The organism is Roseibium sp. AWQ4_254 (assembly GCF_056161025.1).
The window spans coordinates 1-16554 of the sequence record NZ_JBSWYH010000035.1 but is presented as its reverse complement, the minus strand read 5'-3'; the positions used below and the strand labels follow the sequence as shown (position 1 = coordinate 16554).

Sequence of the window (16554 nt, the reverse complement as noted above, 5' to 3'; positions counted from 1 at the left end):
AGCGGCGTGACATGGCCTGGCGGGCCTGAAGAAGCCGCTGCGGGCCGCGGCATGAGTGCGCTCCGCCGTGTTGCGCATCCTGGACGATGCCCCACCTCCCCAAGTGCGCTCCAACGATGTCAGCGGGCAAACGAGACCGGCCCTTCGGGAGATGGAAAGCAGTCCGTCGGCAACGTTGCGCCTCTTACCCGACACACCATATCGCGCTGCGCGACGCGCCTTGCCGAATGACCTGCTGTCCAAAAACAAAAGGGAGGCAGACTTATCGCCCGAGGCTCTACCCCCCGGCAATATCCATGACCTGCATGACCGCCGGGCTCATGATAATGAAGAACAGCACCGGCAGAAAGAATATGATCATCGGAACGGTCAGTTTCGGCGGCAGGGAGGCCGCTTTCTGCTCGGCAAACAGCATGCGCTGTTCGCGGGTGTCATCGGCCATGGTCCGGATTGCGGTCCCAACCGGTGTCCCGTAACGCTCTGCCTGTACAAGAGCCATCATGACGTTTTTCACGCCGTCCACACCGGTGCGTTTGGCAAGGTTTTCAAAAGCCGTCCGGCGTTCGCTGAGATAGGATAGTTCTGCTGTGGTCAAGGACAGTTCTTCTGCCAATTCAACGGACTGTACCCCGACCTCTTCGGCAACCTTCTGAAACGCGCCCTCGATCGACATGCCCGATTCCACACAGATCAGCATCAGATCGAGTGCATCCGGCCAAGCCCTTTGAATCTTGAGCTTCCGTTTGTCGATCTTGTTCTTCAGGACCAGGTTCGGGGCAAAGACACCCACGCCGGAAATCAGCAGACAGATACAGATCCGGGTGACGACCGGCAGGGTGTCGGCCGGCAGAATGACAAAGGCATAGAACAAGGAGATCAAAAACAGCACAAGCGGCAAGGCAATCCGGGCTGTCAGGTAGTAGTAGAGAGGTGCCGAACCACGATATCCAGCCATTTTGAGCTTCTCAATCGTGCTTTCATCCGACAGCATTTCCCTCAAATTAAGCCGGTCGACAAGGCTCTTCATCTGTGCCTTGGGCTGGTTCCGAAGCGCCATCCTTGCATCTTGCTGGCCTTCCTGCAGCCGCGCCCGTTCCTTGGCCCGGAGCTTGTCGCGTTCCAGGGCCACGCTTTTCATGCGCGATTTCAAGGTGTCACGGGACAGAAGGGGCGTCACCAGCGTGAAGATTGTGCCGGTCACCGCAACCATGGCCAGAACCGCTGCCAGAGTTTGGCTGGAGGCGAGAGTCTCGAGATCCATGCGGGCTCCTAAAAATCAAAATTGATCATGTGGCGCATGACCATGATGCCGATAAACATCCAGAACAGGCAGCCGCCAATAATGATGTTTCCAGACGTGGTATTGAACAGCATCATCATATAGTCGGGGTTAATCAGGTAAATAATGCTGCCCACACCAAAGGGCATGGCACCAATAATCGCCGCCGATGATTTGGCTTCTGAACTCAGAGCCTTGATCTTCCCCTTGAGCGATTTCCGGCCGCGCAAAACCCGGGAAAGGTTTCCGAGCGCTTCAGCAAGACCACCACCGGCCTTTTGCTGAATGGCGACCACGATTGCAAAGAAATTCGCCTCCGCGAGAGGCACACGGTCCGGCAACCGGGCAACCGCTTCAGCCAGCGAAACCCCCATCACCTGGGTTTCTGTGATCTTGCGGAACTCTGTTGCAACAGGCTCACGGGACTCCCGGGCCACCACTTTGATGCAGTCCGCCAGCGGAAGACCCGCCTTAACGCCACGCACAATGATGTCGACGCCATTGGGCAACTCATCCAGAAACTGGTTGAAGCGGCGTTTGCGCTTGTGCCCCACATACCAGCGCGGGAACCCGAACGCACCGACAAAGCCTGCGGCCAGCGTGATCCAGAGGTTTCCAACTGCGATCAAGCCGATCAGAAGAAAGACCAAACAGCAAACGGCGCTGAAAATCACAAAGTGCTTCATCTCCCAGGTCAGCCCGGCCTGTTCCATTTTGACCTTCAGCGAGACCTTATGCTGCTTGTCGTGCTTGGCCCTTTGACGCTGCTCAAAATCTTGCAGCTGATCCTGAATCGATTTCTTGCGCCTGTCATTGTCCCGAATGGCTTTGCGTTGTTTCTCGTTCTGAGGCCGCGCGGCAACGGACTGGATGCGTTTGTCACTGCGCTTGGTGCCGGAAAGGGCCGGTTGGAACAGGCTGAAAATGATCCCGCCAACCGCAAGCATGACCAGCACCGCAACTGCGATGCCGGTAATCTGTGGGGTTAGAAAGTCTTCAAGTCCGGACATTGATCGCTCATTCAGCTCCATATTCAGGCATTTCGGCCGCATCCAGGGCCTGTGCCAGGCGCGCTTCATCACCGAAGTAGCGGGCGCGCTCCCAGAATTTCGGCCGGCCAATTCCTGTGGACCGGTGACGGCCGATAATGCGGCCGTTCGGATCTTCCCCGACAATGTCATAGAGGAAGACATCCTGCGTGGTGATGATGTCGCCTTCCATGCCAACCACTTCGGTCACGTGGGTGATGCGGCGGGAGCCATCGCGCAAACGGGCGGCCTGCACCACAACGTCGATGGACGAAACAATCATCTCGCGCAGGGTCCGCGACGGCAGCGAGAAGCCACCCATGGTGATCATGGATTCAAGTCTCGACAGGGCCTCGCGCGGAGAGTTGGCGTGCAAGGTGCCCATCGAGCCATCGTGACCGGTGTTCATGGCCTGCAGAAGGTCGAAGGCTTCCGGGCCACGCACCTCACCCACGATAATCCGCTCAGGACGCATACGCAGACAGTTTTTCACAAGATCGCGCATGGTGATCTCGCCTTCCCCTTCCAGGTTCGGGGGGCGGGTTTCAAGACGCACCACATGGGGCTGCTGCAACTGAAGCTCGGCGGAGTCTTCGCAGGTGATGATGCGTTCGGTGCTCTCGATATAGGCCGTCAGACAGTTGAGCAATGTCGTCTTGCCCGAGCCCGTACCGCCGGAGATCAAAACATTACAGCGGGAGCGTCCAATCACCTGGAGGATGGTGGCCCCTTCTGGCGTGATCGAGCCGAAATTGACAAGCTGATCGAGCGTGAGCTTGTCTTTCTTGAACTTACGAATGGTGAGTGCGGGACCGTCAATGGCAAGCGGCGGCGCAATGACGTTAACACGGGATCCATCCGGGAGACGGGCGTCACAGATCGGGCTGGCATCATCCACCCGGCGGCCGACCTGGCTCACGATGCGCTGACAGATGTTCATCAGCTGTGCGTTATCGCGGAAATTCACGCCGGTCTGCTCAACTTTACCGGACGTTTCGATATAGACCGTATGCGCGCCGTTGACCATGATATCGGCAATATCATCCCGGGCCAGGAGAGGTTCCAGAGGGCCGTAGCCGAGCACGTCATTGCAGATGTCTTCAAGCAGGTCTTCCTGCTCGGCAATCGACATGATGACATTTTTCAGCGCGATGATGTCATTCACGACATCCCGGATCTCGTCGCGGGCATCTTCGGCATCAAGGCGGGCCAGCTGCGACAGGTCAATGGCCTCAACCAGCGCGTTGAAGATCTGGGCCTTTGTCTCGTAATACTCGTTGTTCTTCTTGCGCGGTGAAGACGCGGCCTGGCTGGCTTCGGGTTCAGGAGCCGGAGCAGCTTTTGCCGCAGGCGCGGGAGCTGCCGCTTCAGCCGGCTTTTCAGGCTCCGCAGACGCAGGAGCCGGTTGTGCTTTTATCGCATCATCGGGCTTTTCAGGGTCTTCTGGCAGGCTCTGAAGGCCTCCCGGAACCCCTCCCGGGCGGAGGGTCTGAGATCCGGACGATGAATTACCGCGTCTTCCAAACATAACGATCTATCAGCTCCGTCTAAGGGCCCGTCAGCCGGACTTCCGTCTCAGTTTCGAGAAAAGTCCGCCGAGAGATGACCGTGACGTCGGTGCAGGCTGCACCTTTCCGGAAATTGCGTTGGCCAGATTGTCGAACATGCCGGTCACGGCGTGTTTTCCGTCCATCTCACCGATCATCTGTCCATTGTTCGCCGCCGTGCCGAAAAGCTGGGGTTCGAATGGGATGACTGCCTTCACCTGAAGCCCAAGCGCTCCGGCAAATTCATCGGGTTTGATCTCGGGGCGCTTGGGCACGTTGACCTTGTTCATGACCAGGTGCGGCGCCCGGTCGTTTGGCCGCAGCTGCTTCAAGATATCAACGGCATTCTTGGCGTTGCGGAGATTGGCAAGATCGGGCTCGGCAACCAGAACAATCTCATCCACGTTCAACAATGTGTTTTTCACCCAGGCATTCCAGCTGTGGGGCACATCAAGCACCACATTGGGAACGGATGAGCGCATGGTCTCAAACAGAAGCTCGAAAGATTTCTCGCCGTGATCATAGGTCCGCTCAAGGGTCGCGGGAGCGGCCAGAATGCTCAAATGCTCGCTGCATTTGGACAGGATCCGGTCAAGATAGGTTTCGTCCAGCCGGTCCGGCGAGGAAATCGCTTCAAACACCCCTTGCAGCGGGTCCTGGTTGAAATCCAGTCCGGCTGTCCCAAAGGGGAGATCCAGATCGGTGATAACCACTTCGCTCTGGAAATTCCGGCCAAGGGCCCAGGCACAATTGTGGGCAACAGTTGAAGCGCCACAGCCCCCCTTGATACCGAAAAAGGCAGTCGTCCGGCCGAGCGGTTCGGCTTCAGGGTCACTGTAGAGCTCGGCAATGGAGCCGATCAGCTGATACACATTGACAGGTGCAATGAGGTATTCACTGACACCACGCGCGATCAGATCCCGGTAAAGAGACACGTCATTGACGTTGCCAATCACGATCACCTTGGTTCCGGCATCGCAATATTCAGCGAGCTGATCCAGGTTGCCAAGCAGCTCTTCCCGCTGGCCATTGGTCTCCACGATGATCAGATTCGGTGTTGGTGCCTGGGCAAAGACATCAATGGCTGCCGGAATGCCACCCATATCGAGTTTGAGATGCGCTTTGGCCATGCGGCGGTCTTCCATCGCCGTTTCGGCAACCTGCATGGTCGCATCGGTCAGACAGAAGCCGTGCACCGTGATGCGCGGAACCGATCCGATGTTTCCTGCAGCATCGATCCCTGCAGGCTGGTGATCAGCAGGCTCGGACATGGACTCCAGATAGCCCGGCATATCCTTCAATTCTGCGTTTGTGCTCATGCTTCACCTATTCTGAGACCTGAGCGCCCACACCTTCGGTATAGGAACTGGTGGTCTCTGACCCTTCTCTGTAATTCTCGATCACAACTGCGCGACGGGCCTGATCGGCCGGTGTGGACGCCCTTGGCGTAATCAGGTCAGACGGATTGTCGACCATCGCGGCAAGGTTGGACTGGGTAGCGCAGCCGAAATTTTCATATTCCGTGTTTTCTCCAATGCCGCCGCCGAGGTTTTTCGGCCAGGCCCCGCAGGGCCCTGCCGTTGCCTGCATGGCAGCATAAGACAGACGGATTGGTGCCTCGGCAGAGGAATCTTGAACAGCGTAGGTGCGGGTCGAAATTCGGGACCGGCTGACACCGCCACGCTGCAACGCCGTCTTGATATCGCCTGTCACCGCATGAACGGCGGCTTCATTCGCTCCCCCTGAAGGGATCAGAATTTCGACCGCGCCATTGCCCTTTTGACGGGACTCAGCTGCAAATGCGGAAATCGTGCCTTCGATCGGACCATATAGGTTCCGCGTGTTCCGGCCGATCGGTAGGTCGAGCGTCGCCGGCTCTTCCGTAATGACAATCGGGTGCCGGTAGCGGTAGTCATGAGCTGCCAGCAACTCGGAATTCGTCTGACCAGTCGTATTGCAGCCCGCAGCGGTCAAGCACCCGGCAAGCACAAGCGCGGATCTGGAAAGGGCAGACATCAGGACTGCATTCTTCGTCTTCATCCGTCCATCCTCACTTGTAGATAAATCCGACTTCGCCATGGTATTCATCCTCGATGACACCACCAGAAGGGTTAAAAATCTTGTTCAACCGGTTCAGAAAAACGGTTTCTGCGTCCGATGGCGGTATCAGGTTCTTGTCTGGCCGCACCATTTTCTGCATGGCGACCGGCCGGACGACATAAGGCGTGACGAACACTGCCAGTTCAGTTTGATCCCTCAGAAAGTCGCGGCTTTTGAACAAGGCACCCAAAACCGGGATCTGCATCAAACCGGGAATGCCCTCTATAGACTGGCTGTAGGATTCTTTCAGCAGGCCTGCCATGACCAGCGTACCGCCAGAGGGCAGTTCCACAGTGGATTCTGCCCTGCGGACTTTCAGGGCCGAAATCGTGATACCGCCCGTGGTCACCGCGCCTTCGTTGGTCAATTCACTCACCTCTGTCAGCACCCGGAGACTGATGCGTCCCCCGGAGAGCACCACCGGCGTGAAATCCAGGCCGACACCGAATTTCTTGAACTCGACACTGACAGAGTCATTGTCCTGAGCAATCGGGATAGGAAACTCCCCCCCCGCCAAGAAGCTGGCATTTTCACCAGATATCGCTGTCAAGGTCGGTTCGGCGAGCGTGCGGATAACCCCATCGCGCTGAAGCGCCTGGATCTCTGCGCTAATCGAGGCCGAACCAGAGGCAAACGACACGCCGGCAACCGCCTGGTTGACGATGGAGGGGTTCACGTTGAACCCGGGAGCCGAAGAAAAATTCGGTGTGAAATTGCCGGTTCCCACCGATCCACTGAATTGAACCCCAAGCTGCTTGACAATCGAGCGCTCGACTTCGGCCACCGTCACCTTAAGGTGAACCTGATCCTTGCCTTCCACTGTGATCAAATTGACCACTTTGGTCGCACTGTCAGCGCCTTGGAACTTCGAGGCAATGTCTGCTGCCTGTTGCGCCTCAAGGGTGCTTTTGGCAGTGCCGCTCAAAATCACGTTGCCATTGACAGACTCAGCAGAAATATTTGCCCCGGGAATGAGTTTGCGAATGATCCTTGCCAGATCGGATGTGTCATTTTCCACCCGCAGATCAAAGCTCGCCAGTTCGCGGCCACTGCGGCTGAACAAGACCAGACGGGCCTGACCTGCGGTGTTTCCGAGAACAAAGATCCGGCGCGGCGTTCTGAGGACCGCATCAGCGATTTCCGGATTCGAGACCAGGACGTCGGCTGCATCTTCGGCCAGATTGATCACAACCGACCGGCCGATCCCGACATTCAAAATGCGTCCGCTGGCCCGCTCTCCGGCTGCGATATGAACCTGGCTTGGAAAATTGGACTGAGCTGAAGCTCCGGTGACCGGTGTTCCAAGGCTAGCGGCGAACAGAGCGACACACGCCGTCAGTTTAACCAGATGGTGTCTCATTGCGCCCCTCATTCTGAACTTTTTTTTCATATCCGGTCTCATGGCGAAACTGCCTTGCTGGTGATGCCGTATTTCACGTAGCTCACATCATTGCGCCGGCCTTGATCGTCGACCGCATCATCGGCTGAATCCTGAGCACTGCGAAGGGCGAGCGAGATGGTGCCAAGCTGTTGCGCCTGCGCCACGACCTCAGACTCCGGCAGTGTGAGTTCCAGAGTTGCCGTCTTCTTGGGTGACAGATTTTTCTGGTCCTGTTCTCCCGCAGTCGTGGAGTCAATCGCCAGAACGCGTATGTTTTCCAAGATCGTCTTTGAGACGACGGATTCACGCTCGTCACTGGTAAGAATGAGATCGACCTTGTCGCCGGGAAGAATAAAGCCGCCCGCGGTGGTCTCCGCTTCGACGCTCACGGCAATTGCCCGTTTCCCCTTCGGCAAAATCGCCGCCATGAAACCTTTGTCCGTGTTGATCAGGCGTTCCGGCCGGATGGGCTCGCCTGCGAAAATCGGTGCCTTTGCGATTCGGCCGATGAATTCCTTTTCGGCCGTCGGATCGCTCTTTTTGGTCACGACCCCACGCGGCAGTGCATCCTCGGGCCAATCTGACCAGGCGAAGTTGTCCTTGGTCAGCTTGCCACCGAGAGGAATGTCGACTTCGGCAATGAGAACCTTTGCCTTTTTCGTTTCAACCGGGACCTCGACAGCCTGTGGTGCCGGCTCTCCGCCGGACATCATAACCATCCGGAAAGCCAGCAGACCTGCCACCAATGCGATCGCCAGTACGAAGATTCGAGCGAATTTCATGACAAAAACCCAATGATCCTGCGCGCTTCTGCGCCTTGTGTTCTTAGGATGACGGGAAATTGGTCAAAACATGGTTAATCGTCAGTAGAAGTTTTTGGTTAATTTCCATTAACTTTACCAAACACGTCCTTAAATCTCATTCAATTTGCGAAAATTCGTACCAATTGACAAAGCGCGACCGGACAACGCCGATTTTCTGTGCCGTTGCTGACTTCACATTTGAACATCAAGGAAACAGGACACTTTTCACTGTTCCCAGTTGAGCGAAGCAATGATTTCGAACTGGTCCGGGGCGCCTGGCTCGGGGAAAGAACCGCCTTCCGTGCTTTTACCCATGTCTCATATGCCGAATTTAATTTTTTGCCAGGAGAGCCAGCCAGATTTTGCGGCCACACAAACGCCAAGACTGGCAAAAAAGAGCGGGACGCGGGACAGCCAAGACCGGAGAACGCTCAGAAAGACAGGCAGCGGGAGGCAAATCAGATGCAACGCGATGTGCGCCAAAGCGTACGTGTCAGGCGCTTTGGCCAAGCATCAGAAACCACCCGGTCGACGGGTAGATTTGGAGACCGGCAATTGCGATGGCAATTCCATATGGGATGCCGCTCTTGCTGTCGTGCAAACGCGCAAGCCAATCCTGCCGGTACAGCACAGCCGGGAGCACAAGATGGGAGCGCATCAAGAGCAGGCCAATCGTCAAGAACATTCCGTATATCGCGACAAGAGCTACAAACGCGGCGAGTTCTGGAGAAAAACCGACCCACAAGGCGATGGCGCTTATGAACTTGACGTCCCCGCCCCCCATCCATCCGGCGGCAAAAAACGCAAAACAGACGGAAAAAACCGCAAGCAGCCCAGCCACATGAAGGCCCCAACCACTCGGCGGCATGCCGGTGCAAAGAGCCAGAACAGAAAACCCGCCGATAAGCAGCAGCGACACCCTGTTGCGGATGGTCATCGTCAACAGGTCGGAGGCCCCGCCGAATGCCACAAGCATCGGGAAGAAGACCAATAGTGCCGCCTCTAACATATCAAGCTCACAATTCTTTCAGCCCGTTCCAAGCATATGTGCAGGAAGTTAATGAAATAAGGACCTAAGACAGCAAACCGCAAAACAAAAAACGGGCAGAGATCTGCCCGTTTCTTGCAATCACACGATCTGGTAACGCCGCACCGCGTTCGATGTGGCGCAGACCAGCGTATTAGCTACCGGTCGTGACGGTCGTGCCAGCGAGCGCGGAACCGATCGCGGAGAAGATGCTGCTGATGTTCGTACCAGCCAGAGACACACCAGCAATGATCACGATGGACAGCAGACCTGCGATCAGGCCGTATTCAATTGCAGTTGCGCCGGATTCGTCTTTAGCGAAACGGTTGATAAGAGATTTCATGTTTTTGCTCCAAGTACCACTGAGTTGACAGCTTCAAGTTCGCCGGATCTTTTTTGGTCCGTTCGAACACGGCTTCACCCTAGGCATCAGAGCTTTCCAACCCGTTAAAACAACCAAAGGATTCCGCGTTAATGCTGAGAAAAGAAAAGATAGTTAAAAATCTGTATAGATAAAAAAATATTAATTTCAGTATTCGACAATTAATATCCAGAATATTATTTGTAAAAACTCTTCTATGTGCAGGAATATTCCTCAGTATATTTGAGATTTCTCCGCGCACTCCCCATCATGAATTCGCTTTGATCTTAATAAAACGCACTATCAGTAAAATTTATAAGACCGGAATTCTGGATACAAGATTGTCCTGATCTCACTCTCCGGCTTTTAAACATGCTCAATGAGATTTCTTCTCCAGCAAAAACAAGTTGAGGCAGCTTTAGTCTTAATTCTTCACCGTTAGCAGATCGTTCACCACGTTTGAGGCATTATCTCGAAAGAAATCACATAGATGGAGTATTCATAAGCATGTTTATGAAGCTAGCGAAATGGGCCGGCGTTCTTGTGTTTGCTGTTCAGGCAAGCGCCGCTCTGGCTGAGGAAGGCCCTGTGATGGTGACAGTCGACCGCGCAAAGATCTTCCGCATAGATGACGGCGCCTCCGCAGTGATCGTTGGCAATCCGTTTATTGCCGACGTTGCCCTTTACGATGAGAATACAGTTGTGATTACGGGCAAAAGCTATGGGACTACCAATCTCGTCATTTTGGATCGCAACAGCAAGCCGATTGTTGACGAGACCCTGACTGTCAGGGCGTCCGCAGAGGGTGTGGTCGCGATTTACCGCAAGTCCTTGCGCTCGACCATGTCGTGCCATCCAACCTGCGAGCCAACGATGCGCCTTGGCGATGATCTCAAAACCTTCGAAGGAATTGCGGCCCAGTCTGAATCCAGAAACGCGATGGCTGCAACAGCGGCTGGCGGCACACAATAACGTTGCTGAAATGTGAGCAAACGATGAAGCGGCAGATGGCAGAGCGAACCAGATATATTCCCCGGTTGATGAGATGCTTTCTCAAGGACCGGAAAGGGGCAACAGCAATCGAATTTTCGTTCATCGCCTTGCCCTTCTTTATCCTGGTCTTTGGCATCATCGAAGTCTGCTTTTCGATCTTCGTCAACAGGATGGTCGACAATGCTGTGATCAGCGCCTCCAGGCTGATCCGAACCGGCCAGCACGCGGACATTTCTTCCGTTTCGGATTTCAAAGACAAGATTTGCGGTTTCATGCCGACCTTCATGTGCGACACGGACAGAATTGTTGTCGACGTGGAAAACGTGAATGCCTTTTCCGATGCCGGTTCCACAAACAGCCTCTATGACAGCGACGGCGAGCTGAAAGAAGAAGATGAGCTTTCGTACAACATCGGAGGTTCAAGCAGCATTGTCGTCGTCAAGGTCATCTACAGATGGCCGAGGATGTCGTCGGCACTGAATTTGGCTCTCGGCGACCATGGCACTGAGCAACTCCTGACCTCAACAATGGTGTTTCGCAATGAACCCTGGCAATGATCTCAATCTGAGCCCAGCAAGATTGGACGGCCGCGCTTTCCGGCTCCTTGCGAAACTGCGCCGCAGCGAAGACGGTGTCACCGCAGTCGAGTTTGCGATCATTCTGCCGTTCATGCTTTTCCTGCTGATCGGCATGACGCAATTGGCGGATGCGCTGAATCAGGACCGGAAAGTCAGCCGGATTGCCAACTCCATCGCCGACCTCATCGCGCAGGAAGAAACCCTCACGTCGTCGGATCTCGATTCCCTTCTGGACATTGGTGAGAACATTCTGGACCCTTACCCTTCGACCAATTTGCAGGTGATTGCGGCAAGCGTTTCCTTTGACGCATCTGGAGATGCAACAGTTGACTGGAGCCGTGACTCCAATGGTTCGGAGCCTTGGGCCGAGGGCACGGCCCCGCCCTTCACGCTTCCTGCGACCGTGGCAACTCCGAACACATCCATTGTTGTTGGCCAGACCAACCTTGGATACACACCCAACTTTGTTGGATTTCTGGACTCCCTCTACGGCTGGAGCCCGTCGGCTCTCACCCTGAGTGACACCTACTATCTTGCTCCGCGCATCACAGACACGGTGACCTGCGGCACCTGCTGAGACGCTCCTGGCCTTGACCCGAATGGGGGCAGAAAGGCACCGTAAGAACTCTCCCGTATTTGTATCGTCGTACAATCCGGATACCTTCCAGCTGAATGTTGCGCTGCAAAATTCCGTTTCAGCTTGGGATCCACGACCGATGGCGACAAACAAGACATATGACCAGATTTCCGTAGGGGATACAGCAGAGATCATCCGGGAATGTTCCAGCAATGACCTGCTGGTCTTTGCCCACGCCTCCGGCAATCACAATCCGATCCACCTGCCCGACACCGACTGGACCGGCGACGGCCATGTGGACAAGCCCGTGGCACCGGCCATGTGGGTTGGAGGCCTCGCTTCGGCTGTCCTTGGCAATATTCTTCCCGGCCCGGGAACCGTCTACAAGTCCCAGTCTTTCCGGTTTCTCGGCGGCGCTGCTGTGGGCGACAAGCTGCATGTGCGGGTCACGGTCACAGAAAAGCGGGGGGACAATATTGTTGTCCTGGATCTGAGCGTGGCCCGTGACGGCACCGTCCCCCTGGTGGAGGGCGTAGCGGAAGTGGCCGCCCCGACCGAAACCATTGAATTTGATTCCAGCAACATTCCTGCCCTGCTGGTGCAAAGGCACCGTCACTTCAACCGGATGATCGAGCTGGCCAAGACCTTGCCGGCCCTGCCCACCGCCGTTGCCGCGCCCGATGACCCCAATTCCCTGGAGGGGGCGATCATGGCCGCGCGTGAAGGCCTGATCCGCCCCACCCTGATCGGCGCAAAAGACCGGATCGAACAGGCCGCGAAAGACCTCGGCGAGGATATCGGGGCCTATGAACTGATCGATATCGAAGACGAGATGGAAGCAGCCGGGCGGGCAGTCGCCATGGTGCAGGAAGGCAAGGCAAAAGCGGTGATGAAGGGGCATCTTCACACCGACCACCTGCTGCATAACGTGGTCAAACGCGATGGTGGCCTCAGGACAAAACGGCGGATCAGTCACGTATTTGTCATGGACATTCCCGGCCGCAAGACACCGGTTCTCATTTCCGATGCTGCCATCAACATCACACCCGACCTCAATACCAAGGTCGACATCACCCAGAACGCGATCGACGCTGCCTGCTCACTGGGCCTCGACACGCCGCGCGTCGGCATCCTCTCCGCCATTGAAACCGTCAATCCGGCGATCCCCTCCAGTCTCGATGCGGCGGTTCTGTCGAAGATGGCCGAACGCGGCCAGATCACGGGTGCCATTGTGGATGGCCCGCTGGCCATGGACAACGCCATTGACGTTCAGGCGGCGCGCACGAAGGGCATCACCTCTCTTGTGGCAGGCCATGCGGAGGTTCTGATCGTTCCCAATCTGGAAGCCGGCAACATGCTGGCCAAGGAACTGACGTTCATTGCCCATGCCGAAGCCGCCGGACTTGTGCTCGGCGCGAAGGTGCCGGTGATGCTGACCAGCCGGGCCGATGATGCAAGGGCCCGCCTCGCCTCCTGCGCGCTGGCGCTCCTTTACATGCACTGGCAGGCGACCGGGGCCCCGGCCGGGATACTGGACCGGGAGGCGACCTGACCATGGCACAGGTTATTCTGGTCCTCAATTCCGGGTCGTCTTCCATCAAGTTCACACTCTATGCAGGCCCGGCTGTGCAGCTGGCCGGGCAGATTTCCGGCCTTGGCACCAAGCCGCAGATGACGCTGACATCAAAGGGGACGGGAACCCGGATCGACCGTGCCTTGACCGGCAGCGAAGGCCAAAGCCATAGCAGCGCCCTGGCCGCACTCCTGCCGGTGCTGGAGGCTGAACTGGCCGGACAGACAGTCGATGCGGTCGGGCACCGGGTGGTGCATGGCGGCACGGCCCACACCGCGCCGTTAAAGATCACGGATGCGCTTCTTGAAGACCTGAAAACGCTGGAGCCACTTGCTCCTTTGCACCAACCTCACAATCTGGCCGGGATCGAAGCGGCCCGGGCCGCCTTCCCGGACGCCTTGCAGACCGCCTGTTTCGACACGGCGTTTCACCGTTCACACCCCTGGGTGAACGACACCTTTGCCCTGCCCCGCTCCCTCTATGAGGAAGGTGTGCGCCGCTACGGCTTTCATGGCCTGTCCTATGAATATATCTGCAGCTATCTGAACCGGACGGCGCCGGACCTTTCTGCCGGCCGGCTGGTTGTGGCCCATCTGGGCAATGGCGCGTCCATGTGCGCGATCCGCAACGGTCAGAGCATCGGCTCCACAATGGGCTTTACTGCCGTCGACGGCCTGCCCATGGGCACGCGGTGCGGTCAGCTGGATCCGGGGGTTGTGCTTTACCTGCTGACCACAAAGGGCCTGTCCACGGATGAGGTTTCGGATCTGCTTTACAAACAATCCGGTTTGAAGGGCCTGTCCGGCATCAGTCAGGACATGCGCGCCTTGAGCGAAAGCGATGATCCCCGGGCAGCAGAGGCCATCGACTATTTTGTTTTCCGGATCCGAAGGGAACTGGGCGCCATGGCCGCAGTGCTTGGCGGTCTTGATACGATTGTCTTTACCGGCGGCATCGGTGAGAACGCCGCACTGATCCGCTCAAAGGTCTGTGACAATCAGGACTGGCTGGGCCTTGCCATCGATGAGACGAAAAACGCGGCACGGGCCGAGGACATTTCAGCAGACGGCTCGCGCATCAAGGTGCTGGTCATTCCGACCAATGAGGAAGAAATGATCCGCCGCCATACGCAGGCCCTGATGCAAGCGGCGGCCTGATACCACGTGCAATTGATCATGACCTATTTGGCCGCTCTTGGTATGACGCTTCTCTTGCTCGCCGCCAAACAGCGGCAGGCCAATCAAAAACCTGCCCGTTTGGGCCCCACACATCAGGGTTTGCTGGACGCCTCCAGCAGACCTGCATAAGTATCTTCAAAAGTTCTCAGAACCGGCCGGTAATCGGCATGGACCACCGGCTCAAAACCGCCCGGCAGATCCGGCTCGATCGCCAGATAGGCATCCGGGGCCTCGCGCCGCAGATCCATCAACCCGGCTCTCAGCCTGCGCTTCAGCTCGTCTGGCAAATTCTTGGAGATGCTGTGGGCGGAATAGGGAATGGGGGCAGACCGCCAGACAATCTCCAGATCCTTGAAGCCCTTGCCACCGGAAATGTAAAAATCGTTCAGCGTACCCGCTGTAAAGCCGTTCTTGGCTTCTCCCGCGAGGCTCGACCAGCCGAGCGTTGCTTGAACACGCCCGTCCATCAGGGCTTTTACCCCTTCCAGCGGGTTCTGCACCTCCACAAGAGCCTGAAAATGCGACCGGACGTCGATCCCATCGGCTGCCAGATTGGCCAGCGGCACCCGGTAGGCGGCAACCGCCTGGGCACTGCCAACGGCGAGCCGGGTGCCTTTCAGATCTTCAAGCGCGCCCTTGCCCTCGTCCTTGCGTGCAATCAGAACCGCATAGAAGCGGGCCGGGAAATCATCCGGCCCAGCGGTCACCAGGGGTTCGACGCAATGGCACAGCCGGTCGGCAGCCGCATATGCTGAGGGAGACAGACGCACATAATCGATCTTGCCCTTGGCAAGCCCGTCCACCGCGTCTCCCAGTGTCGTCATCAGGAAGAGGTCCACGGGAAGATCGGCAATCTCCTCCAGAGCCTGGCGGAAAGGCTCCACCCGCTCGCGGGCGGTTTCATCAGAAGCGACAACCACCCCGAGCCGCAACCGGTCCGGCATTGTCTCCAGATTGGCGGCAGAGGCGGCTCCGGGTATGAAGATCAAGACCAGAAGCAGCACAAACAGGTTCGCACGAAAGATCAGCAAAGCCACAGTTCCGTCATAACACTCTGATTAATATAAAAGATTATAGCCCGCCCAACGAAACACTTCTCATCAAAACAGGTTCCCCACATGAGCAACCCTATCACGAACGTTGTCTTCGATATAGGCAATGTCCTTATCGAATGGAATCCGGAAATTCTCTATGAACGTCTCATTCCCGACGATGTGGAGCGCAAAACGTTTCTTGAGACCGTGTGTACCTATGACTGGAACCTGCAACAGGATCTTGGCCGCACCTGGAAAGACGCCGTCGACACCCTGAGCGCGGCCCATCCGGACAAGGCCGGCCTGATTGCCGCCTATTCGGAGCGCTGGCACGAGATGGTTCCAGGCGAAGTCCCGGGCACGCGGAGCCTGCTTGACACCCTCAAGGACAAAGGGATTCCCCTTTATGCCATCACGAATTTTTCGGCTGAAAAATTCGCCGAGGCGATCGAGCGGTTTCCGTTCCTGGCAACCAGCTTTCTGGATACGGTTGTCTCCGCGCATGAGCAGCTGGTCAAACCGGATCTGCGCATCTATGAGGTGCTTTTCAACCGCAACACACTGGATGCCGCCAGTTGCCTCTTCATTGACGATTCCCTTGCCAATGTTGAAGCCGCCAGAAAAACCGGCATGACCGCCCATCACTTCAAGGGAGCTGAGGGCCTCCAGCAGGATCTTCAGCGGCTCGGACTGCTGTGAAGCTGTTGAGGCGCGGCGGGATCTGCAGAATGTGCCGTGGTGCACATCGCGTTTCATCAGATGCGCCTCTCGCTGCCTGACCTCAGAAAGTTCAACACGAACAGCAAAAACGGTTTGAACCCGGGGGAACGCTGCTCTGTCTAGCGCATCGGGCGATAAGTCCGATATTCCAGTGTGTTCCGAAAAAACTTCAGAGTCAGGAGAGTGACTAGCCAGCCTATGTTTCTAGTGTGGTTTTCGGAACTGAAACACGGCATGCCGCGCGCTGCACAAATGGAGGCGTCTTTCAATTCCACCGCACTAGGTGTGGTTTCTGATCAGGTTGTTCCGTTGAGGACCTGAAGTGGCGTTTTGCCGTTGATGCCCATGTGTGTGCGTTTTGTGTTGTACCAGTCA

Annotated in this window: 16 protein-coding genes; 6 read left to right on the top strand and 10 right to left on the bottom strand. The window is 56.6% G+C overall.

The features are described from left to right. Nucleotides 1-277: 277 nt before the first annotated feature. From ACXAIC_RS21430 to ACXAIC_RS21390, 9 genes are all read right to left on the bottom strand, one after another. Complete coding sequence (locus ACXAIC_RS21430; RefSeq protein WP_475185313.1) at nt 278-1261, bottom strand: type II secretion system F family protein; 984 nt, start codon at nt 1259-1261, stop codon at nt 278-280. An 8-nt stretch (nt 1262-1269) separates the two neighbouring features. Next, entirely contained in the window at nt 1270-2289 is a 1020-nt protein-coding gene (locus ACXAIC_RS21425) for a type II secretion system F family protein (RefSeq protein WP_475185309.1), read from the bottom strand. A gap of 7 nt (nt 2290-2296) precedes the next feature. Next, on the bottom strand, nt 2297-3835 hold the full coding sequence (locus ACXAIC_RS21420; protein WP_475185304.1) for a CpaF family protein: 1539 nt from the start codon (nt 3833-3835) through the stop codon (nt 2297-2299). Nucleotides 3836-3865: 30 nt separating this feature from the next. Continuing rightward, the gene (locus ACXAIC_RS21415; RefSeq protein WP_475185300.1) at nt 3866-5173 is read right to left on the bottom strand and encodes a CpaE/TadZ family protein; all 1308 of its coding nucleotides are present in this window, start codon (nt 5171-5173) and stop codon (nt 3866-3868) included. Nucleotides 5174-5180: 7 nt separating this feature from the next. Continuing rightward, a complete protein-coding gene (locus tag ACXAIC_RS21410) occupies nt 5181-5894 on the bottom strand; it encodes a CpaD family pilus assembly protein (RefSeq protein ID WP_475185296.1) in 714 nt (237 codons plus the stop codon). 10 nt (nt 5895-5904) lie between these two features. After that, nucleotides 5905-7314, bottom strand: coding sequence for a type II and III secretion system protein family protein (locus ACXAIC_RS21405; protein WP_475185292.1), 1410 nt, complete (start codon nt 7312-7314; stop codon nt 5905-5907). A 38-nt stretch (nt 7315-7352) separates the two neighbouring features. After that, a complete protein-coding gene (gene cpaB / locus ACXAIC_RS21400; RefSeq protein WP_475185289.1) occupies nt 7353-8117 on the bottom strand; it encodes a Flp pilus assembly protein CpaB in 765 nt (254 codons plus the stop codon). A 514-nt stretch (nt 8118-8631) separates the two neighbouring features. Then, complete coding sequence (locus ACXAIC_RS21395) at nt 8632-9147, bottom strand: A24 family peptidase (RefSeq protein WP_475185288.1); 516 nt, start codon at nt 9145-9147, stop codon at nt 8632-8634. Nucleotides 9148-9319: 172 nt separating this feature from the next. After that, entirely contained in the window at nt 9320-9508 is a 189-nt protein-coding gene (locus ACXAIC_RS21390; protein ID WP_475185286.1) for a Flp family type IVb pilin, read from the bottom strand. Between the two features lie 525 nt (nt 9509-10033). On the opposite strand from ACXAIC_RS21390, the gene ACXAIC_RS21385 reads away from it, so the two are divergent. The 5 genes from ACXAIC_RS21385 (at nt 10034) to ACXAIC_RS21365 (ending at nt 14404) form a co-directional block, all read left to right on the top strand. Then, nucleotides 10034-10498, top strand: a complete 465-nt coding sequence (locus ACXAIC_RS21385) for a pilus assembly protein N-terminal domain-containing protein (RefSeq protein WP_475185284.1) — start codon at nt 10034-10036, stop codon at nt 10496-10498. A gap of 35 nt (nt 10499-10533) precedes the next feature. Beyond that, complete coding sequence (locus tag ACXAIC_RS21380) at nt 10534-11076, top strand: TadE/TadG family type IV pilus assembly protein (RefSeq protein ID WP_475185283.1); 543 nt, start codon at nt 10534-10536, stop codon at nt 11074-11076. Continuing rightward, on the top strand, nt 11060-11674 hold the full coding sequence (locus ACXAIC_RS21375) for a TadE/TadG family type IV pilus assembly protein (RefSeq protein ID WP_475185279.1): 615 nt from the start codon (nt 11060-11062) through the stop codon (nt 11672-11674). The genes ACXAIC_RS21380 and ACXAIC_RS21375 overlap by 17 nt, the downstream gene beginning before the upstream one ends. Nucleotides 11675-11813: 139 nt before the next feature. Next, a complete protein-coding gene (locus ACXAIC_RS21370) occupies nt 11814-13226 on the top strand; it encodes a bifunctional enoyl-CoA hydratase/phosphate acetyltransferase (protein ID WP_475185275.1) in 1413 nt (470 codons plus the stop codon). A gap of 2 nt (nt 13227-13228) precedes the next feature. Further along, nucleotides 13229-14404, top strand: a complete 1176-nt coding sequence (locus ACXAIC_RS21365; protein ID WP_475185271.1) for an acetate/propionate family kinase — start codon at nt 13229-13231, stop codon at nt 14402-14404. Between the two features lie 113 nt (nt 14405-14517). On the opposite strand, the gene ACXAIC_RS21360 is transcribed toward ACXAIC_RS21365, so the two are convergent. Next, entirely contained in the window at nt 14518-15456 is a 939-nt protein-coding gene (locus tag ACXAIC_RS21360) for a phosphate/phosphite/phosphonate ABC transporter substrate-binding protein (protein ID WP_475185267.1), read from the bottom strand. An 87-nt stretch (nt 15457-15543) separates the two neighbouring features. Here ACXAIC_RS21360 and ACXAIC_RS21355 point away from each other — a divergent pair, with 87 nt between their 5' ends. Continuing rightward, a complete protein-coding gene (locus tag ACXAIC_RS21355; protein WP_475185264.1) occupies nt 15544-16158 on the top strand; it encodes an HAD family hydrolase in 615 nt (204 codons plus the stop codon). Nucleotides 16159-16554 lie beyond the last annotated feature (396 nt).